17 protein-coding genes and 1 pseudogene are annotated in these 21801 nt (G+C 41.4%); 3 read left to right on the top strand and 15 right to left on the bottom strand.

Annotation, left to right across the window (positions count from 1 at the left end):
- Positions 1–216: 216 nt before the first annotated feature.
- Positions 217–1386 (top strand): aminotransferase A, encoded by a 1170-nt coding sequence (locus ACQYAC_RS00790; RefSeq protein ID WP_339165661.1) that lies wholly within the window; start codon positions 217–219, stop codon positions 1384–1386.
- Between the two features lie 25 nt (positions 1387–1411).
- Here the strand turns inward: ACQYAC_RS00790 and ACQYAC_RS00785 are convergent, their stop codons facing one another.
- Positions 1412–3241: a PAS domain-containing protein gene (locus tag ACQYAC_RS00785; protein WP_339165660.1), complete on the bottom strand. Its 1830-nt coding sequence runs from the start codon at positions 3239–3241 to the stop codon at positions 1412–1414.
- Between the two features lie 155 nt (positions 3242–3396).
- Complete coding sequence (locus ACQYAC_RS00780; protein ID WP_429942562.1) at positions 3397–5523, bottom strand: peptidoglycan D,D-transpeptidase FtsI family protein; 2127 nt, start codon at positions 5521–5523, stop codon at positions 3397–3399.
- A gap of 336 nt (positions 5524–5859) precedes the next feature.
- Between ACQYAC_RS00780 and ACQYAC_RS00775 the strand changes: the two genes are divergently transcribed.
- The gene (locus ACQYAC_RS00775; RefSeq protein ID WP_058014129.1) at positions 5860–6660 is read left to right on the top strand and encodes a CAP domain-containing protein; all 801 of its coding nucleotides are present in this window, start codon (positions 5860–5862) and stop codon (positions 6658–6660) included.
- A gap of 37 nt (positions 6661–6697) precedes the next feature.
- On the opposite strand, the gene ACQYAC_RS00770 is transcribed toward ACQYAC_RS00775, so the two are convergent.
- The 11 genes and pseudogenes from ACQYAC_RS00770 to ACQYAC_RS00720 form a co-directional block, all read right to left on the bottom strand.
- A complete protein-coding gene (locus ACQYAC_RS00770) occupies positions 6698–7567 on the bottom strand; it encodes an NAD(P)-dependent oxidoreductase (RefSeq protein ID WP_339165658.1) in 870 nt (289 codons plus the stop codon).
- 13 nt (positions 7568–7580) lie between these two features.
- Positions 7581–8366, bottom strand: a complete 786-nt coding sequence (locus tag ACQYAC_RS00765) for an SDR family oxidoreductase (RefSeq protein ID WP_429942561.1) — start codon at positions 8364–8366, stop codon at positions 7581–7583.
- Between the two features lie 74 nt (positions 8367–8440).
- A complete protein-coding gene (locus ACQYAC_RS00760; protein WP_429942778.1) occupies positions 8441–9388 on the bottom strand; it encodes a methyl-accepting chemotaxis protein in 948 nt (315 codons plus the stop codon).
- Positions 9380–10402, bottom strand: a pseudogene (locus ACQYAC_RS00755) (HAMP domain-containing protein); the annotation flags it as partial. The gene ACQYAC_RS00760 and the pseudogene ACQYAC_RS00755, both read right to left, overlap by 9 nt.
- A 117-nt stretch (positions 10403–10519) precedes the next feature.
- Positions 10520–11548 (bottom strand): spore photoproduct lyase, encoded by a 1029-nt coding sequence (gene splB / locus ACQYAC_RS00750; RefSeq protein WP_058014133.1) that lies wholly within the window; start codon positions 11546–11548, stop codon positions 10520–10522.
- Positions 11549–11630: 82 nt separating this feature from the next.
- Positions 11631–11873 carry a transcriptional regulator SplA domain-containing protein gene (locus ACQYAC_RS00745; RefSeq protein WP_058014134.1) on the bottom strand — a complete coding sequence of 81 codons (243 nt, stop codon included), beginning with the start codon at positions 11871–11873 and terminating at the stop codon, positions 11631–11633.
- Positions 11874–11970: 97 nt separating this feature from the next.
- Positions 11971–13689 carry a phosphoenolpyruvate--protein phosphotransferase gene (gene ptsP / locus ACQYAC_RS00740; protein ID WP_429942560.1) on the bottom strand — a complete coding sequence of 573 codons (1719 nt, stop codon included), beginning with the start codon at positions 13687–13689 and terminating at the stop codon, positions 11971–11973.
- On the bottom strand, positions 13689–13955 hold the full coding sequence (locus ACQYAC_RS00735; protein WP_003211078.1) for a phosphocarrier protein HPr: 267 nt from the start codon (positions 13953–13955) through the stop codon (positions 13689–13691). Before ACQYAC_RS00735 ends, ptsP begins: the two co-directional genes overlap by 1 nt.
- A gap of 93 nt (positions 13956–14048) precedes the next feature.
- Positions 14049–16148 carry a glucose-specific PTS transporter subunit IIBC gene (gene ptsG / locus ACQYAC_RS00730; protein WP_058014136.1) on the bottom strand — a complete coding sequence of 700 codons (2100 nt, stop codon included), beginning with the start codon at positions 16146–16148 and terminating at the stop codon, positions 14049–14051.
- A gap of 202 nt (positions 16149–16350) precedes the next feature.
- The gene (gene glcT, locus ACQYAC_RS00725) at positions 16351–17205 is read right to left on the bottom strand and encodes a glucose PTS transporter transcription antiterminator GlcT (RefSeq protein WP_003212366.1); all 855 of its coding nucleotides are present in this window, start codon (positions 17203–17205) and stop codon (positions 16351–16353) included.
- A 55-nt stretch (positions 17206–17260) separates the two neighbouring features.
- Positions 17261–18250 carry a LacI family DNA-binding transcriptional regulator gene (locus ACQYAC_RS00720; protein WP_429942559.1) on the bottom strand — a complete coding sequence of 330 codons (990 nt, stop codon included), beginning with the start codon at positions 18248–18250 and terminating at the stop codon, positions 17261–17263.
- A 93-nt stretch (positions 18251–18343) separates the two neighbouring features.
- On the opposite strand from ACQYAC_RS00720, the gene ACQYAC_RS00715 reads away from it, so the two are divergent.
- Positions 18344–18487 (top strand): hypothetical protein, encoded by a 144-nt coding sequence (locus tag ACQYAC_RS00715; RefSeq protein ID WP_162900848.1) that lies wholly within the window; start codon positions 18344–18346, stop codon positions 18485–18487.
- A gap of 53 nt (positions 18488–18540) precedes the next feature.
- On the opposite strand, the gene ACQYAC_RS00710 is transcribed toward ACQYAC_RS00715, so the two are convergent.
- Both ACQYAC_RS00710 and ACQYAC_RS00705 read right to left on the bottom strand, forming a co-directional pair.
- Entirely contained in the window at positions 18541–19635 is a 1095-nt protein-coding gene (locus ACQYAC_RS00710; RefSeq protein WP_058014138.1) for a M24 family metallopeptidase, read from the bottom strand.
- Positions 19636–19739: 104 nt separating this feature from the next.
- Positions 19740–21659 carry a heavy metal translocating P-type ATPase gene (locus ACQYAC_RS00705; RefSeq protein ID WP_429942558.1) on the bottom strand — a complete coding sequence of 640 codons (1920 nt, stop codon included), beginning with the start codon at positions 21657–21659 and terminating at the stop codon, positions 19740–19742.
- Positions 21660–21801 lie beyond the last annotated feature (142 nt).

Raw genomic sequence — 21801 nt, 5'->3', positions numbered from 1 at the left:
CACAGTTTTGCTGCTTTCTAATCATGTTCATCGCAGCCTGTATTTTCTCGTGAGGTTACGCTATAATAAATGTTGCTCTTTCTTCAATATATCACTCATGCTGTGATGAATAGGAGAATAGACTACAGATAATGATATCCAGTGCCTTTCGCAGGTGACATTTATGCAGTGAATGGTAAAATAGGATAAAAACATAAATTTTTAAGGTGATGAGAAATGGAGCATTTGCTGAATCCAAGAGTAAAGGATATTGAAATTTCAGGCATTCGAACATTTTCAAATCTCGTATCGTCATATGAGAATGTCGTTTCTTTGACGATAGGCCAGCCCGATTTTTATACGCCGCATCATGTCAAGACAGCTGCCAAAGCAGCCATTGATGAGAATTTCACCTCGTACACACATAATGCTGGTTTTCTAGAGCTAAGACAAGCGATCCAGCATTACATCAAGAAGAAAGTCAATCTTGATTATGAAGCTGAGTCAGAGATCATTGTGACGACAGGTGCAAGTCAAGCGATTGATGCTGCGTTTCGAACCATTTTGTCAGAGGGTGACGAAGTGATTTTACCTGGACCTGTCTACCCTGGCTATGAACCGATCATTCGAATGTGTGGCGGGAAGCCCGTACATATCGACACAACGAATGCTGGCTTTAAATTAAATGCCAAGCTGATTGAGGATGCATTAACGGAAAAGACAAAGTGTGTTGTGCTTCCGTATCCTTCGAACCCAACTGGTGTCACGCTTTCAGAAGAAGAATTGAAAGAGATTGCCCAGCTACTTGAAGGAAAAGACATCTTTATTTTATCCGATGAGATCTATAGCGAGCTGACATTTGACCGGCCGCATCATTCAATCGCTTCTTTCTTAAAGGAACAGACCATTGTGATTAACGGACTGTCTAAGTCTCATAGCATGACTGGTTGGAGAATTGGCTTTTTATTTGCTTCAGCTCCAATTGCTAAACATGTATTAAAAGTACATCAATATAACGTGTCTTGTGCCTCGGCTGTCTCACAAAAGGCGGCACTTGAAGCTGTGACAAATGGTGTGGATGATGCACTTATCATGAGAGAGCAATATAAGAAAAGGCTCGATTATGTATACGATCGGCTCATTTCTATGGGGCTTCCGGTCATTAAGCCTTCTGGCGCTTTTTATATTTTTCCATCCATTGAATCGTTTGGGATGAGTTCCTTTGATTTTTGTATGGAGCTGTTAGAAAGCACAAGACTTGCTGTCGTACCAGGGTCTGCTTTCTCTCCACTCGGCGAGGGGTATGTGCGTCTATCCTATGCTTATTCACTTGAAACACTGAAAGAAGGACTTGACCGCCTAGAACATTTCGTTCTTGAAAAACGTTCCATTCATTTAACAGACTGAAACAACGGCTCTCCTGCCGTTGATTTTATTTTGCAGGAAACATGATGTGAAATACGGTGCCCTTTTCGGGATGACTATCTACACGGATCGTCCCGTTGTGATTTTCTAAAATATTAAATGTGACCATAAGGCCAAGTCCAGTCCCTTTTTCCTTTGTCGTTAAAAAGGGCTCTCCTATTCGCTTCATGACCGATTCAGGAATACCGACCCCTTCATCACGAATGGTGACATGGATTCCATCTCTTTCTGCTTTGGCCGTAATGTCAACCTTCCCTCCGTCCGGCATGGATTCTACGGCATTTTTGATTAAATTGATAAACACCTGCTTGAGCTGATTTTGATCCCCGTTTATCAGGAGGCCCTCTTCTATCTCACTTGTGTTCATTAAAATGCCATTTAAGTTCGCTTGTGTTTCTAATAAAGCCGTGACTTCGCTGATGATTTTTTTCAAATCTAGTGTCTGCATTGATGCCGTTTGCTGCGGTTTTGCCAGCATGAGCAGCTCGCTTAAAATAATTTCTATCCGGCTCAGCTCAGAGAAAACAATCTCGAAATATTGATCCCGATCTTTTGTTTTCGGTTTAATGAGCTGCAAAAAGCCTTTGATGGCAGTCAATGGGTTCCTGATTTCATGTGCAATGCCAGCAGCCAATTGACCTGCGATCGATAATTTTTCAGATCGGAGCATGAGCTCTTCTGTCTGCTTACGTTCGGATATATCTCTTAAAATAATTTGAACGGCTGTTTCTCCAAAAAATGTAGTTGGGATACACACCATTTCTGTATAGATCAGCTTGTGCTTAAATGTATGACAGCTCATCGTGACAATTTCAGAATCTGATGCTCTTTCAATAATACGTGATATGCTCTTTTTCACTTTTGGCTGGTCACAGGAATGGATTTGATGGAAAATATCTTTTCCTATTAATTTATCGTAATGCTCGGCTTCAAATAATTTAATGCCTGATTCATTCATAAACACCCATTTGTGATCGTGAATGACCGCAATCGTATCAATGGAGTTTTGGATGAGCAGCTGATACCGCTCCCGGCTTTTTTGCAGAACGGTTTGGAATTTCTTACGGGATGAGATGTCTACTAACAGCAAAAGCTCTGCTCGCTGATTTTGATAGATCGTTGGTGATGACTTCACTTCGATATGAATGCTGCTCCCATCTTTCCGCTTCCATATCTGTTCAATCATTCCGACTGGAAGACCTTGCTGCAGCCTCGTAATTCGGCTTCTCACAATGTCATGGTACTCCTCAGCAATAAAGTCAAATGCAGTTTTGCCGATCATGTCATCTCTTGTACTGACCCCCATTAATTGAAGCATCGCATCATTCGCATAAACAATTTCCCCTAAAATCGTAATACATAACGGATTTGGCAGCATGGCAATCAATTGTTCAGCTTCACTGACATGTTGGAAAGCCGGCAGACTGCCTAACGACTGTTCTGACACTTCTGATGTTGTTTGAAATGCTGCTTTTTGCGGTTCAGCGTCCAGCACCCTCATTTTTAGGATCATTTCTCTACTTAATTCACTGTCTAACTCATCACAATCAACAAAATCAATACTAGCTTCAATCCATACAGCTGTTAGGTCACTTCTCAGCAGCCTAAAGTGGCAAATCTCCAGCATGTGCTGATTGTAGAAATAACTCTCGACGAGAAATTGATCTTCGGTATGAACAAAGTCTTTCAAAAAACACCCTAGTAAATCCTTTTGTTCATAGAGCAAAAGCTGCTTACAGTTAGAAGAAATGTAGAGAAAGCGGCCATTAGAAGAAAGAACGGCATGTAAATCGATATTCGAATAAAGCTGATTCGAATCTTTCATTTTTTGTTCCATCGTCGTCCGACCCTCCTTTTCATTTTTTAGGGTTGTCCTTAGATTGATGTATAAAAAAGATTCGCTAGAAAACCCGTATTTTCCTTCCGTCATCGAGGGAAACGTCCATATTTTCAGCAAAAAAGAGCACATTCTCTTGCTGTGCTCTCTGCTGTTTACTGCTTTTCGTATTTCTTTTGTAATTCAACATACTTATCAATAATTTTACTTGGAATGGTTTTAATGACAGGATCTTTGTCTGAGACATAAGGTGTCACGACACTAAAAGCCACTTTTGGATTGGACGATGGATAGTATCCTCCAAAGGTTAAATTGTATGTTGGATTGCCCCACCAGCTGCGGTTGGCACCATAGTAAAAGGTTTGGGCAGTCCCTGTTTTTCCTGAGACATCATGCTGACCAAAGCGGCCTGCGGCAGTACCGCCGGTCGATGTGACCATTTTCAGTCCCATTTTGACACGATCAATATCTGCTTTCGAGTTGTTAATCGTGTTCAATACCTTCGGCTCATATTTTTTCACGACTGGACCTACTTCATCCTTCTTCGTTGGAAGATGAATGCTTTTCACCACTCTTGGCTGAACGCGATTTCCACCATTAGCGATCGTTGACATATACTGGGCAACTTGAAGCGGTGTATACGTGTCATACTGGCCAATTGCTTCATCGAGCAAAAGTCCGCCGACCGTCTTCGGATGTGTCTGCATCCCGCTTGATTCCTGCGGCAAATCGATCCCTGTTTTCACGCCAAGACCGAATTGCGCATAGTAGTTTCTCATTTTTTGCAGGTGCTCAGGTCTTGCTGGTAACGGACCATCCTTTTGATAAGTAATGCCTGCCATTCTCATCGCTACTTGGAACATGTAGACGTTGGAACTTTTTTGGAGAGCCTGAAGGTCATTGACCCATCCAAGAACTTTGTATGACTGTTTCGGCTTTCCACCACTTCCTGCAAAAAAGAGCGGTGTATCCATATAGGATTGGTTGTGCGACATTCCGTCCTGATAACCGCCAAGTACTGTGGCTCCTTTGACTACAGAGCCCATTTCGTACTGGGTCGTAAATGTTCCGATGGCATAATCAGTGACGTCTCTGCCGTCCATTTTCTTTCCAGACATCGCAAGAACATCCCCAGTGTTCGGGTCCATCATCACGACAAATGCGCGGTCCATCATATAGTTTCTCGCACTAGCGGATCTAAGCTCTGATTCGACAATCTTGTCGACTTCCTTTTGCAGCTCCATATCAAATGTCAGTGCAAGGTCAAGTCCTCTTCGTCCCTCTGTCCGCTTGATTTCATCGAGCAGCTTCCCGCCAACCTGAGTATATTGAACGGTCGCTTTCTCCGGGTTCAGAAAATCTTCGTATTGATACTCTAAATAGCTCTTCCCTACTCGGTCATTACGTGAGTAGCCTCTTGCCATATAGTAATCTTCACGCTCTTTTATAATCCCCTGCTCTGGTGTAGTCACACCGCCAAGTACATTATAAAGGGTCTTCTCATACGGATATTTTCTTGTCCAATCGTTGATGACATTCACGCCAGGCAGTTCATCAAGATGTTCTGACACAAGTGAAATCTCTTCATAGGTCAAACTCACAGATGATGTCTGCTTTGACTCTTTTGTTTCATCGAGTAAAGCAACTTTTTCGTCCCCTTTTTTCTCTTCATTTGGGTCCATTGCTTTCACGATTTGAGGCTCAAAGGCATATCCGCCTGTAAATCTACGATAGATCGCTGCAACTGCTTTTTCCTCTGCATTTTTTTCGATCGCCTTGACCTCTTCCTTAGGCACACGCTCTACTTGAAGCGGATAGACATCTTTTGCTTTAAGTTTCTTTTGCTCTGCTTTTGAAATGAGCTTATCCGCTTCTTTCGGATGGCTTGCCAGCCAAAAATCTCGAATGTCACGCTCTCTCAAAAAATCAGTATCCATTTTTATATAAGTCGCAAGTTTTCTTGCTACTTTAATCTTATCCTTCGCTTTCACACCGCTTTCTGATGTATAAACGATGGCAGGTACACTTTCGTTATCAACGACGACTCTTCCTCTCGCGTCATACATTTTTCCTCTTGGGGACGGGTATGATGCTGTTTTGACCTCTGTTCGGTTTGCTTGCTTTTTATAATCCTCACCATTGACGATCTGCAGCACACCAAGCTTGATCACAAGTACAGCAAATAAACTAAAGACAGCGAAGAAAAAGAGATTAATCCTCCAGGCGTTCCGGCGCTTGAATTTTTTCTGCTCGGCACCACCTTGATGCTGTTTCTCTCCCACTTATGTAGCTCCTCTCATCCTTTCAATCTTTTACAATTACCACTCATTATTGTAACACTTTTGTAATAGTTGTTACAGCGAAACAAGTGAAAAAAAGCTGTCAATCCCTATTATGAAAAAAAATATACTAACACTTTAAAATATTGGTATGTTTATGTCGTTTTCATTAAATGGAAGAATCCCCTAGCCATTGATATGAGGCGGATTTTTTTATGACTTTAACAAAAATGACAAAAAGGCCTTGTCAATGGAGGATGCTGGTACGTTTATAACAAAAAGTCCATGTTATGATTTTCTGTGAGAAAACAAAACAAAGATTTTAGGAGGAGTTACAATATGAAGAAGAAATCATTCTTTTTTTCAGCGCTAACGGCTGCTGCACTCATCACGTTCACTGGGGGACATTCAGCTGATGCGAAGGAGCTTAACCTGAAACAAGTGATACAAGTACAGCATCAAACTATTGATCTTCATACATTAGCTGCAAAATTACATATCTCTTCAGATGTAAACAAGCTAAGCAAGTCGAATCAAAAAGAGATCGAAGCTCTTTTAAACAAGCTAATCAAAAGCGGTCAACCTGTTACTGGCACAAAAGTGGTGAAAGAAGTAAACAAAGCAAAAAATGAACAAAAACAAGAATCAGTGAAAAAACCTACTGCTTCTAAACCAAGTACGCCAGCAAAACAAAACACAAACAACAATAACAATACAAAAGCTGACCAAAAAGACACAACAGCAGCAAAAGCAGACAGCAGCTTGAATGCATTTGAAAAAGAAGTCGTTGAGCTTACAAACAAAGAGCGTGCAAAGCAAGGATTAAAAGCACTTTCTGTTGATTCAAAGCTAAGCAAATCTGCTCGCGCAAAATCTCAAGATATGAAAGATAAAAACTACTTCTCTCATACAAGCCCAACTTACGGATCTCCATTTGATCAAATGAAGCAATTCGGGATCACTTACAAATCAGCAGGTGAAAACATTGCCCAAGGTCAAAGATCTCCTCAAGAAGTGGTGACTGCTTGGATGAACAGTGAAGGTCACAGAGCCAATATCTTAAACAAAAACTATACACATATTGGTGTTGGTTATGTGAAATCTGGCAACTACTGGACGCAGCAATTCATCGGAAAATAAGAGCAAAAAACCTGTCCCCTATATGGGACAGGCTTTTTTATTTCACCCATAATTTATATATACTCTGTGTGCCGCTGTTTTCTTCTCCCTGCTCACTCAGCTTTTCATATAGTGACTTTGCAAGTGAGAGTCCTGGCATTTCTTCTCCCATCAGCTCTGCTTCTTCAAGTGCTATGCCCATATCTTTAATAAAATGCTTCACGTAGAACCCTGGCTCGAAATCACCTTTCAGCATTCTTGGTGCAAGGTTTGACAAGGACCAGCTTCCTGCCGCGCCCGTTGTAATACTTTTGAGCACGTGCTCTGGATCAAGTCCTGATTTTTCGGCATAGGCCATAGCCTCTGCGACACCTACCATGCCTGCTGCAATCGCAATTTGGTTACACATTTTGGTATGCTGGCCGCTTCCTGCAGGTCCTTGATATTGAATGTTTTCACCCATTTTCTCAAATAAGGGCAGACACGCTTCATAGGCTGATTTTTCTCCGCCAATCATGATCGCAAGCGTTCCATTTTTTGCGCCTACGTCTCCGCCAGAAACTGGTGCATCTAAGGCAAACAGCCCTTTTTCTTTCGCTTTCACTTCAATATCTTTTGCCAGCTGAGGCTTCGATGTAGTCATATCAATTAGATAAGTACCAGGCGTAGCATATGCCACAAGCCCCTCTTCACCTAAATAGATTTCTTCTACATCTGATGGATATCCTACCATTGTGATGACAGCATCTGCATGTTCTGCAATTTCCTTCACTGCCGGCTTCCATGATGCGCCTTTTTGAATGAGTGCATCTGCTTTTGCTTTTGTTCTTGTATAAACGAGAACTTCATAACCTGCATCCATTAAATGTTCTGCCATACTGCGTCCCATTACACCAATTCCAATAAAACCAACTGTTTTGATTGTCATCACTTATTCCTCCTCAAAGAGACTTTGTCAATCCACCATCAATGATAAGTGTTTGACCTGTCATATATGTACTTGCTTCAGATAAAAGAAAAGCTGCATATGCTGCAAATTCCTCTGGCTGTCCATAACGGCCAAGCGGAATCGCATGTTCAGCCTGTGCTTTGATTTCTTCAACCGTTTGGTGCTCTGCCTGCGCGCGGTGCTTGTCCAGCTGTTTGACTCGGTCTGTTTCAATTTTTCCTGGGGCTAACGTATTAATCAAAATCCCATCCTTGGCAAGCTCCTGAGCGGCTGTTTTTGTCCAGCCCACAATAGCCGGTCTAAAAGTATTTGACAGCATCAAGCCTGGGATCGGTTCTTTTACTGACATAGACGCAATGTTTAACACGCGTGCACCGCGTTTTTGCAAGTAAGGCAAGGCCTCTTTTAATAATCGAATATAGCTGAGTAAATGAAGCTGAAATGATTCCATCCAGTCTTCATCTGTTAAGGTTTCAAGCGTCCCTGTTTTAGGCCCGCCTGTATTGTTCACAAGAATGTCTAGATACTTCTCATCACCAGCTGCCGCTTGAACTAGCGCCTTGATTTGCTGCGCGTCAGACACATCACATACTTGATAAGTCAGCTTTCCTTTTACAAGCGGAGATAATTCTTTTAACGTTTCTTTCAGCGTGTGCTCATGCCTTCCTGAAAGCATGACATCAGCTCCCTCTTTTGCTAGAGCAAAGGCAATGGCTTTTCCAATACCTTGACTGCTTGCAGCGACCAATGCTTTTTTTCCAGATAAATTGACATTCATGTCAACACCTCCTCTGCTTTATTTTATCATACAAAAAGAACCTTGCTCACGCCGCAAGGTTCCTTTCTGCTTGATTACACCTTAAATCTGTCAACCGCCTGACGTAACGCCTGGCTTGATTCGTTCAGCATTTCAGTCGAAGTTTTCGTTCTTTCTAACGCTTGGACTTGTTCATCTGTAGACGCATGTACTTCCTCAGCTGAAGCCGCAGATTCTTCAGAAATTGCAGCAATGCTTTGAATGGAATCACTCATCTTCTGCTGTTCTTCTGTCATTTCATTGATCTGTGTATGAATGCTGTCGATTGATCCGACAAGTGCCTGCATTTCCATTGTGATGCTGCTGAGTGCCTCGCCTGTTGCATTAATGGCGTCACCTTGTTCCTCATTCATCTTACTTGCTACTGTCATCGCTTCAGCCGCCTTCTTCGATTCATCTTGAATGAGTTTAACGGTTTCACTAATGTGTTTTGTTGATTCCGCAGATTGTTCAGCAAGCTTTCTGACTTCTTCTGCAACAACAGCAAAGCCTCGTCCGCTTTCTCCAGCTCTCGCTGCTTCAATGCTTGCATTCAGTGCAAGTAAATTCGTTTGATCCGAGATTTGAGAAATGGCTGTCACTACATTTTCAATATTTTTTGTTTTATGCTCCAGGTCTAGCAGCATTTGCTCTACCTTTTTCGATTCTTCGCTCGCTTTTGTTGATTTTTGAACGAGCACCCCAAGTGCATCTAGCCCTTTATAGCTTGCGTCTTCTGATGATTTTGAGTTGGTTTGCATTTGTGAGGCAAGCTCACCCATATGGCGCACTTTCTCATACAAATGCTCTGATTTCTCATTAATCGTTTCTGCATCTGAAGCCTGCTTAGACGCCCCTGTTGCCACCTCTTGAATGGCCGTTGCAATCTGCTCGCTCGACAGCAGGGTTTCATTTGAAATTTGGGTCACTTCATCCGTTGATGTCACAACTTGATCTGAAGCCCCTTTCACTTTTTCAATTAACTCCCTAATGTCCTCTATCATTTGATTAAAGCTTTTCGTGAGGAGACCAATTTCATCTTTGGACTTCACTTCAAGCGTACTTGTTAAATCGCCTTCTGACACCTTACGCACATGCCCTGTTAGACGCTTGATTGGCGTTGTAATGCTTCTTGCCAATAATAAGCTGAGGATCATCGCAAGAATAATGGCAATGACGGATATAATGATACTTGTCTGATTCATTTGTTCTGTAATCCAAAGCAGTTTCTTTTTCTCAAAGCTCACGCCAACCGTCCAATCGGCTTCTTTGATTTTAGATATAACCGTCAGTTCTTTGCTGTCATCAATACCTGAGTTGTCAAGCGCTTTTTTCACAGAGGAGACCTTTGATATGTTTTTTCCTTGCTGTGTTGGATGCGCCAAAATGGTGCCTGTGTTATCAACTAAGAAAGCGGTCCCTTTATAAGGGATTTCTTGTTCATTTATATAAGATTGAATGGAGGAGAGCTTCAAATCAAGTCCAGCGACTCCAATGACCTTTCCATTTTTGACAATCGCCTTCGTGGCTGAAACAATCACTTTTTTCGTTGCTTCATCAATATATGGATCTGTCCAAACAACCTGATCAGGCTTTTCGGCTGCTTGTTTAAACCAGCCTTGTTTAGATGGATCATACCCTTGGCCAAGATCGAACTCCGGGAAGCCGAGCATTTTGCCATCAGTTGTTCCAATATAAGCAAACGAAATGAGTTTATCCTGTTCCTGGAGGTTTTTTATTGCACTTTTTTCAAAATCCAGTGTTTGCTTTGTTTGTTTTTGCGCAAACTCTTCAGTTATTTTACCTGTTGCCAATTTGTTAATGGTATTGCCGTAATTATCAAGCTTTTCTGTAATAATATCTTTCAGGCTTTCTGCCGTTGCTGTGGCGGTCGTTTTTGCATCTCGTTCAATCAGTGGTGTTAATACCAAGTTGGAACCCACTTGAACTGCCACAACGGTTAAAATTAAAATAACTGAGATGAAAACAGCTATTCTCACTTGAAGTTTCTTAAACATCTCCTCACACCCCTATATCCTACTTTCATACCTTGTTATATATATCGGCATTATTGATACCGCATTCAATAGTTGTGAGAAAATTTAAATAGAAAAAACAAGCCATAAAGGCTTGCTTTAAGTAAAATATTCAATTTTTGCATTCGGAAAGTACTGATCGATATATGATTCTAACGTCTGTCTTAGTTCTTGTTCCTCATCTTTTTGATAGATATATTTCCCAATTCCATATCTACCCCACTTGTAACGTCTTTTTTCTTCATCTAATTCTAATTTTGATTTCGGATAGTTTTTTTGGATCACACGCTTCGCTGGTTTTGTAAAACGATGCTGGATCATTTCAAAGGTGATATCGTGCCTCACATCTTCAGGTAAAGCTGCATCGAGCTTTTCAAAAAGAACTTTATATCCTTCCTGCCAGCCTTCGTGAATGTAGATTGGGGCAATAATAAAGCCAAGAGGATAACCCGCTTTCGCAACCTTGACAGCCGCTTCAATCCGCTGATCTAACGGTGATGTACCAGGTTCGAAATATTTAATGACATAATCTGCATTGATGCTAAAGCGAAATCTTGTCCGGCCATTATGCTTTGCATCAAGTAAATGATCGACATGATGAAATTTGGTCACAAAGCGAAGCTTGCCAAGATCAGTCTGGCCGAAGTATTCAATTGCTGTCTTTAGTGTATGTGTCAGATGGTCAATTCCTACAATATCTGACGTACAAGAAGCTTCAAATCTCGTGATTTCTGGCGCACGTTCGTTCATGTACTGCTCCGCCTGATCTAATATTTCTTCAACATTCACATATGTTCGAATGTATGGCTTACTTCCCATCGTCGTTTGCAGATAGCAATAATGGCAATGCCCCATACAGCCTGTCGCAAATGGGATCGCATACTCTGCAGATGGTTTAGACGTATCGAACTTCAATGTTTTCCTCACACCAATGACAAGCGTTGATTTCGCATTACGATACTTTTGCAAGTCATTTTTACCCGGAATATTTCTTACTTGGTTATGTGAAGTCGTTTCCCTTATTTCAATCCCCATACCCTCGAACTTTTCCTTCAGTTCTCGTCCTAACGGGTACTCTAACGCCCGTGGTTCAATGTACACAAGCTGGGGCACAAAAGGTTTGATCATATTTAGCACATCCTTACCCTATAGGTTTTCATACCGTTACTTTAACCGTGCAGGATGGCTTTTATCCTTTCTAAAATCTCCCTTATTCAAACAAATCTTGATAAAGAGCTTCTGCTTCTTCATATGTCGAAAAGACCGCATCATCTGGAGCTAAAGGATGGTACGTTTCAAGTAAAAATAGGGCAAGCTCCTCTTCGTTGTATGGATGTGAAACAATTTCTGCTTCTTTGATTTGTGCTACGTTTGCTGCATGTGGATTTCGATAAATCACATAGACTTGATCACCCGGTTGATAGTCTGAGAAAGGCAATCTGGTCACCTCCATTTTTCTTATAGAATGCCCTTCTCTCTGACGGATATGACCCAATATGATAAAATTCGACAAAAAAACCAGACAGGGTGACTGTCTGGTTTGAATTCACTTAGTTTTGTTGAAACGTTTTCTTCACGAAATCAACCACTTCTTCTGTAGTGCTAAGTGATAAAATATGCTCTTTAAATGATGCAGCTTCTTCCTTAGAAAGCTTGCTTAGCTGAGTTCTTGCTGGAAGAATAGATGTTGCACTCATTGAGAATTCATCTAATCCTAATCCAAGTAGAAGAGGAATGGCGATTTCATCTCCTGCCATCTCACCGCACATGCCAACCCATTTACCTTCTTTATGCGCTGCTTCAATAACAAGCGTAATCAGACGTAAAATCGCTGGATTGTAAGGCTGGTAAAGATAAGACACTCGTTCGTTCATTCGATCAGCAGCCATTGTGTATTGAATCAAGTCATTCGTTCCAATACTGAAGAAATCAACCTCTTTTGCAAATTGGTCTGCGATGACAGCTGTTGATGGAATTTCTACCATTATACCGATTTCAATGGAATCGGATACGTCTGTACCAGCGGCAACCAATGCTTCTTTTTCTTCAAGTAAAATGGCTTTTGCTTCTCTAAATTCTGATAACGTCGCGATCATAGGGAACATGATTTTCAAGTTTCCATATGTACTTGCACGAAGTAAGGCACGTAGTTGTGTTCTGAAAATCTCCTGTTCTTCGAGGCAAAGGCGGATCGCTCTAAAGCCAAGAAACGGGTTCATTTCTTTTGGAAGCTGCAAGTAAGGAAGTTCTTTATCGCCACCAATATCTAGTGTGCGGACAACCACTGCTTTGCCTTCCATTCTCTCTAAAACAGTTTTATATGCATTGAACTGCTCTTCTTCTGTAGGAAGCTGATCTCTGCCCATGTATAAAAATTCAGTACGGTACAATCCGACTGCTTCGCCGCCATTTTCAAGTACACCTTTTACATCTTCAGGTGTTCCGATATTTGCAGCTAGCTCTACGTGAACGCCGTCTTTTGTGACCGTTGGCTGATCAACAAGTTTCGCCCATTCCGCTTTTTGAGCTAAGTAGTCTTCATGCTTTTTTTGATACGCTTTCACTTCATCTTCAGAAGGCTGAATGATGACGTCTCCGCTAATACCATCAACAATGATCAGATCATTGTTTTTCACCGTTTTTGTTGCTTCTTTTGTTCCAACAACGGCTGGAATCTCCATTGATCTTGCCATAATTGCTGAGTGAGAAGTACGACCGCCGATATCTGTCGCAAAACCTTTGACAAATTGTCTGTTCAGCTGAGCTGTATCGGAAGGAGTCAAATCTTCAGCAATGATGATGACTTCTTCAGAAATCATGCTTGGATTCGGAATGTCAACGCCTAGCAAATGTCCAGTTACACGTTTTGTTACGTCGCGAATATCCGCTGCACGTTCCTTCATGTATTCATTGTCCATTGCTTCGAACATTGTGACAAACATTGTCGCTGTTTCTTTTAAAGCAAATTCAGCATTTACTTTATCAGAGTTGATTTTATCCTTTACTGGGTTTAGCAGCTCTGGATCACTTAACACAAGAAGGTGTGCAGAAAAGATATCTGCTTTGTCTTGGCCAAGCTCTTTTAGCGCATGTTCTTTAATTGCTTCAAGTTCTTGTTTAGAAACATGAATTGCTTCTTCAAAACGCTTCACTTCTGTCTCTGGATCGTTGATGTCTTTTTGGTGAACTGTTAAATCTGGTTCTTCCAGACGATATGCTTTTGCAATCGCAACGCCTGCTGAAGCACCGATTCCTTTCAGTTGTTGCATTACTCGCCTAGGCCTTCACTTTTCATTGTGTCTTTAAGTGCAGCAAGTGCATCATTTTCATCAGAACCAGAAGCAGAGATAGTGATTGTAGCACCTTTCGCAATTCCTAGAGACATTACACCCATAATAGATTTCAGGTTCACTGTTTTACCATTATATTCTAAGTTGATATCAGCATCATATTTACTAGCAGTTTGTACAAGAACTGTTGCAGGACGTGCGTGAATTCCAGAATCTGCAGTTACTTTGAATGTTTGTTGAGCCATTTTTATCAATCTCCTTTTTATACAATTAATACATCCACAATATTATATCATACTGCCGAGCTTGTCATCTAACAAGAACGGCAGTTATGAAAATTATTTTGAAATTTTCATGATGTTTTCTTGACCAGCGTTGATTTCACCGGATTTTTGAAGGTCAATAAATTGTCCTTCACTTAAGTTGGTAAATACAATTGGTGTCATTAAAGATGGTACTTCAGACTTAATTTTATCAATATCAACCTCTAAGAGTTTTTGACCGATTTCTACTTGATCTCCCTCTTGTACAAATGCTTCAAATCCTTCTCCTTTGAGGCTGACCGTATCAATACCGAAGTGGATTAAAATTTCAAGTCCACCATCAGATTGCAGGCCAATTGCGTGTTTCGTTGGGAATACATTTAAGATCTTCCCTTTCACCGGTGAAACCACCGTTCCATCTGTTGGCAAGATGGCGAAACCGTCACCCATCATTTTCCCTGAGAATACTTGATCTGGTACATCTGTAATCGGATGAAGCTCCCCTGTAATTGGTGAAGCAAAGATTTCTTCACCTTGCTCGTTTTGAAGTGGTTTTGCAATGACTTCTTCGACCTGCTGGCTGACTTCTTCTTTTGCAGAAGGGTCTTTCGCTGGACGAGGCGTGCGGCCTGCAATGATGTCCTGCATTTGTGTTTTTAAATTATCAGAGCGTGGTCCGAAGATAGCCTGAATGTTGTTTCCTACTTCAAGAACTCCTGAAGCACCAAGCTTTTTCAAGCGGTCTTTGTCCACTTTCTTCTGATCATTCACAGTAACACGTAAACGCGTAATACAAGCATCAAGGTGTTTAATGTTTTCTTGGTCACCCATTGCTTCAAGAATTTCATAAGGCAAGTCATTACCCTTTTCAGACTTAGCACTACTTGCACCGTCAGCTGCTTCATCCTCACGGCCTGGCGTTTTCAGATTAAATTTGCGAATAGCGAATCTAAATCCGAAGTAATAAATAACGGCAAGTACAAGACCAACTGGAATCACAAGCCACCAAGCAGTTCTGTTTGGCAAGATTCCGAATAAGAAGAAGTCGATTAATCCTCCTGAGAAGGTCATACCGATTTTCACGTTTAGAATATCCATTATCATAAAGGATAATCCAGCAAATACACAGTGGATTGCAAATAACACTGGTGCAACAAATAAGAATGAGAATTCAAGAGGTTCAGTAATCCCTGTTAGGAAAGAAGTCAGGGCTGCTGATCCCATAATTCCAGCGACAAGCTTTTTATTCTTTGGTTTTGCTTCATGGTAAATCGCAAGTGCTGCTGCTGGGAGTCCAAACATCATGAACGGATATTTCCCTGTCATGAATGTACCAGCTGTCAGCTGAACACCATCTTTGATTTGTGCCATGAAGATACGCTGATCACCACGGACAAGCTCACCTGATAAGCTCTTATAACTAAAGAACTCATACCAGAATGGCGAGTAGAAAATGTGGTGCAGACCAAACGGAATTAATGAGCGTTCAATGACACCGAATACAAAGGCAGCAAGCGGCTCATTCGCTGCGAGCAGTCCCGTTGAGAACGAGTTCAGTGCACCTTGGATTGGCGGCCAAATGACTAGCATCAAAAGCCCTAAAATAAGTGCTGAAATAGATGTAACAATTGGAACAAAGCGTTTTCCAGCAAAGAAGCCGAGATATTGCGGAAGCTCAATTTTATAAAATTTATTATACATATAAGCTGCTAATACCCCGACAATAATCCCGCCAAAGACGCCGGTAGACAAGGTCGGAATGCCAAGCATATTAATATACGCTGGATGGCTTTCTTTAAAGAACTTAGCCAATTTGATGGAATCAGATGGAATTGATCCATTGGCCATTAATACGGCACTCATTGTCACGTTCATGACAAGATAACCGATAATTGCGGCAATCCCTGCCACACCGTCTCCATTAGCTAGACCGATGGCAACCCCTACAGCAAATAAGAGCGGAAGATTCGAGAAGACAATGTTCCCTGCATTTTCCATGACGCTTGCAACAAGCTGAATTGTATCATTGCTTAAAAATTGAGCTACATCAATCAGCTGCGGATTTTGCATCGCATTCCCAAGTGCTAGTAAAATACCAGCAGCAGGAAGGATCGCAACTGGAAGCATAAGTGCTCGTCCAATTTTTTGCAACACACCAAAAAGTGATTTAAACACTAGTTGAACCTCCTTTTATTTTCGCTTACAACGCACATGCGGGACGCTCCCTGACATCCATTTCATAGTTAACCGTTTACATTTCACTTTCAAACACAAAAAAAGGCATGGTGATATAAGGTTGCGCAAATAACAGGATCTTATCCTGTATTTACCTTAAGTCACTCATGCCTGATCGAATCAGTTACACGTTTCTAGGAAACTATGAAATTTTATTTGTCAATCTGTACAGATGAAGTGTCAGGTAGACAGCCTCTGCATCCTGTACAGGCTTTTTCAATGCATGTTGTAATATTTTGATCATTTTCCAAGCAGTATTGTAGCATAAAGGATATTCATTTTTCAATAGATGAAGCAATTTTTCTGGCTCCTCTAAAGATTCTTCCCGTTTAATACGCTCAATCGAAAACGTAATATGGCGCAATAAGCGTAAATAATGAATACTTTCTCTGTCGACTTTCATATGAAATGAATCTTCTATGACTTGGACCATTTGCGTGATGAGCTGCGAATGACGGTTCACCTCAGATAATGGCCGATTCGTTAAAGCTGAGTGAATATGGAGCGCAATAAAACCAATCTCTCCTTCTGGCAGCTTTGTTTCGACATCAGGACGCTCGTTAATGAGCTCAACGACTTCCTTTGCGACCTCGTATTCTTTCGGATACAGCGATTTTGTCTCAAGCATAAAGGGATTGGTGATATCATATCCTTGCTGCACCCGCTTAAAACTAAACGCAATATGGTCAGTTAGGGCAATATGAATATGCTCATTCAAACGGTGTCCCATTTTTTCTCGTATATGATAAATGACGTCATTGGCAAGCTCGATCATGTTCTCATCAATGTGGTGAAGCAACTGTTTATATTCTGTTTGTTCCTTTGTATTTTTAAGAACAAACATTTTTTCAAATGTATCTTGATCGAGAACATCACCCGATTTTTTCCCGAAGCCAATTCCTTTCCCAATCAGAACTACTTCGCCCAAAGAAGGGTGTCTTGCAATGATGACATTATTATTTAACGCTTTATCAACGGTGAAGGATTCCATGAACATCCCCACCTCCTTCTTATTCAATCCCTCTTATCGTACAAAACAGATGAAACGTGCGTCAACGATTGTTTTTGAAAACGGTGGTTGATCGCTCGATCAGGCGAAATGGCAGCATTCTTTTCTCTGGCACCTCTCCTTTTATAGCTCGGTCGAACAAGTCAAACGCTTCCTGCCCCATTCGTTTCAGCGGAATATCAATGCTGGAAATCCCCAAGGCCTCACTTAATTGATCGTTTTGAAAGCCGAGTATGGCTGGAGATTCTCCTACTTTTATATCGTGACGCTGCGCCTCTAATAAAAAGCCTGCTGATACGTCATCATTTGTGATGAATAATGCTGTGGGGCGATTCTTCATTTCTTGCCACTCTGTAAATAATTGTTTTCCATCAAAAAGTGTTAGCTTCCCTTCGATGACCCATTCTTCATCAATCTCCTGCCCGAGCGCTTTCATCATATCTTGATAAGCTTGAAGGCGTGACTGGCTGTTTGCGCCTTCTATTCTGGCTAGAACAATTGCGATTCGCTGATGCCCGCATGCTGCTAAATGATGCAGCCCTTCTTTAAAAGCTTGATCATGAGCAATTGACACCGTTGAACAGTCTTCAATTGGCGCCGGATGGCAAAAAATGATAGGCCCGGATTCCTGCCACCTTAAAATGTCTCGATCACTTAACGCATTTGAGCAAAAGATTAATCCATCCACGCGGCGCTCTTTTAAACTCATCAAGGCTTCTTTTTCTTTTAAAGGATCATATCCTGTTTGAAATAAAGCAAAATGCATGCCGCGCGCCTGTGCTTTTTCTGCAATCCCTGTGACAAGTCTGCTGAAATAAGAATGATCAATTGTTGGAAGAACGATGCCAAGCATATTTGAATAACCCTTGGCTAAATGGACAGCCTGAATGTTTCTCGTATATTTGAGCTCTTTCATCGCACCAAGAACACGATCTCGTTTATCTTCTTTGACATAAGGATGATGATTCAACACACGTGATACAGTTGTCACAGATACGCCCGCTCTTTTTGCAATCTCCCTTATGTTTGCCAATTTTTCTCCTACTTTCTCTTGATATGGTAAGCGTTTCATACTTTAAGATGTATGTGAGCTGAACAAATCACTGGGTGGAAAGGGGAATTCAAGATGGGTTTCATCATATGGATTATATTATGTATGACTGTTTTGTTTTCTGCTCGTTTTGCACTACATCCTTTAGGAAAAGAACATAAAATCAAACCGTTTCAATCAATTGATGATTTTTTTGTTGATAAGGATCGAAAAGAGTGACAAAAAATCACGATGACACTTCCATGACATGGGCGTTCATCGTGATTTTTTTATTACTTGATGATCGTCAGCTCTTTCGGATAATTGGTTAAAGTAACTGGACCATCCGCTGTGATCAGTACATCATCTTCAATTCTGACGCCGCCGACTCCTGGAACATAGATTCCCGGTTCGATCGTATACACCATGCCCTCTTGGAGAAGATCATCATTTGCCTGGCTCATCGAAGGAAACTCATGAACAGACACCCCTAGACCATGTCCAAGGCGGTGAGGGAAATACTCTCCATATCCAGCATCTGCGATTAGCCCGCGTGCTTTTAAGTCCAGGTCCCCAATTCTCACGCCCGGTTTACTCATTTCAAGTGCCGCCATTTCTGCGTTTAGGACGGTTTGATAGATGTCCTTTTGCTGATCAGAAGCTTCCTGATAAATAAATGTTCTTGTAATGTCTGAGCAATATCCATCAACAATGACACCAAGGTCAAATAACACAAAGTCGCCTTTTTTTAAGACTGCCTGTCCTGGATTTCCGTGAGGCTCTCCTGATTTTTCGCCAAAAAGAACCATCGTCGAAAAGGACATGCCTTGAATGCCTTTTTTCTTTAGCTCATATTCAATGACAGCGAGCACTTCTGTTTCGGTGACTCCTTCTTCTAAGGCGTTCACCCCAATTTTTACCCCTTCATCTGCCAATTGAGCGGCTTTTTTCAGTGTAGCAATTTCAGATTCATCTTTAATGAGTCTTAGCTGATTGAGCTCTTCTTCTGCCCGGACAAAAGTTTCTGCCCCAGTAGCAGCTTGAAGCTGTTCTGCTCTTTGAAGCGGAATTGACTCTTTTTCAATTGCAAGTCGAGTTGCTCTTACACCGCGTTTTTCTACTGCTGACTGAATGAAATCAAATGGATTCTCATGGTCTTCATAGCCAATAATATCGCCTGACCACCCAGCATTTTTCGCCTGCTCGACTTCCATTTTAGGCAAAATAAAAAATGGATCTGCCTCTTGAAACACAAACAGCCCCATTACTCTTTCATGCGGCTCTGTGAAGTATCCAGATAGATAAAACACATTTTCCTTTGTATGTATAAATGCACCTTGAATGTCTTTTTCCTTTAGCCAAGAAGACAAGCTTTTCATTCGGTTCATCGTGATCCTCCTCACACGTTTTACTACTGATCTATTGTATCAGTTTTTGTTATATTTCGCACAAAAACGCACTGGCAGAAGCCAAGTGCGCTATGATGATTTGCTTAAGATGCACGAAGCAGACGCAGTCCATTTAAAATGACCAAAATCGTACTTCCTTCATGCCCGATTACGCCAAAAGGCAAATCAAGCACTTGTAAGAAATTCGCACAAATTAACAAGCAAATCACCGTTAATGAGAAAATAATATTTTGCTTAATGATTCGATTCATCTTTCTTGAAAGACGGATCATCTTTGTTAAGTTATTTAAATTGTTTTTCATTAAGATCAAATCTGCTGTTTCTAAGGCTACGTCTGTTCCTCCGCCCATCGCAACCCCCACATCTGCTGTGGCGAGTGCAGGTGCATCATTGATTCCGTCACCTACCATGATGATTGAGTTTCCTTGTTTTTTTAGTTGATTGACCTCATGGACCTTTTCATCTGGCAGACACTCAGCGACAACCGTTTGGATGCCAGCTTCCTGCGCAATGGCTTCAGCCGTTTTTTGCTGATCTCCTGTCAGCATGACGGTTTGGATGCCTAAATCATTCAGCTCTTGAATCATTTTCTTCGCTTCAGGTCTCATTTGATCTTTAAGGCCAAGGCACCCAACGACTACTTGATCCTTTTGAACATACACCACTGTATATCCTTTTTCAGAAAGATGCTCTTCTGTCTCTTCAATCTCACGGTCCATTGAAGCCTTTCCAGCAAAGTCTTTCTTCCCAATTCGCCACGTTTCTCCATTCAATTGTGCCTTTACACCAAAACCAGAGGTTTCTTCAATGGTGACATGAGCTGATCTTTCTATTTGTTGCTCTTGTGCCATATCAGAGATCGCTTTCGCTAATGGATGGTTTGATTGACTTTCAATTTGATAAAGCGCCTGATAAAAGGCCGCTTCCTCTTGTCCTTTAGCGATCACCACCTGCTCTACAGCTGGCTTTCCGTTTGTAATTGTCCCCGTTTTGTCAAAAGCAATCATACTGCTAGTGCCTAGCTTTTCTAAAAAGACGCTCCCTTTGACAAGCATTCCGTTTCTTGCGCCGTTTGAGATCAGTGACAAAGCAGCTGGCATAATAGATGCTACAAGCGCACAAGGTGATGCTACAACCATAAACACCATAGCCCGGTAGAAGGTTTCACTCATACTCCAGCCTAGTACAAAATGAGGCAGAACCAATAAAATCGCGACGGTGATTAGTACACCTTTTACATAAGCACCTTCGAATTTTTCAATAAATGCCTGGCTTGGCGACACACTTTCTTGAGCCGATTCGACAAGTTTAATAATTTTATGGAAAAGCGTTTCTTCATTATGTTTGGTCACTTCTACTGTTAAGGAGCCATTTAAGTTCACTGTTCCTGCAAACACGTCTTCACCTTGCCCTTTTTCCTGAGGCACAGACTCGCCCGTGAGCGCAGATTCATCTACACTTGTTCTTCCACTTAAAATCACACCATCTGCTGCAATACGTTCCCCAGCTTTGATCATGATACGGTCACCTGGTGTTAATGATGAAGCAGCGACTTGAATGGTCGTGCCATCTTCTTCAATTAAAGTCGCTTCATTTGGCGCGATGCTCATTAAAGCTGTTAAATCCTTCTTGCTTTTATTTGATGTATACGTTTCAAGCGCACCACTAAGCGAGAAAATAAAAATTAAGATCGCGCCCTCTGCCCAATATCCAATGATCGCTGAGCCAATGGCTGCGAAAATCATTAAAAGTTCAACATTCAAGCTTTTAGACGAAATGGTTTCTTCAATTCCTTCCTTCGCCTTTGCAAAACCTCCAATGACAAATGCTAGGATGAAAAAAGGAATGCTCCACATGCTCTGATCCTTTAAAATCCATCCAATTAAAATGAGAATCCCCGAGATACCTGCTGCCATTAATTCTCCGTGCTGTGCCCATTTATGCAAGGACCATTTCGATTCCTTTTGATTTGTTGTTTGATAAAGTGCTGTATTCTCATTCATGATTGTTTTCTCCTCTCTAATTGATAATGGTTTTCACATCATCAATTGTTGCCCGTTTCCTTTTTTCATCTATATTTTCTGCTATTTCAAGCTTTTTATAGGTCTGTTATTCATTATAACAGGTTCTGACTGATTTTCAATT

The sequence above is a fragment of the Bacillus sp. MM09(2025) genome, from assembly GCF_050496725.1.
Classification (GTDB): Bacteria; Bacillota; Bacilli; order Bacillales; family Bacillaceae; genus Bacillus; species Bacillus pumilus.
This window is presented reverse-complemented; position numbering and strand designations above follow the sequence as displayed.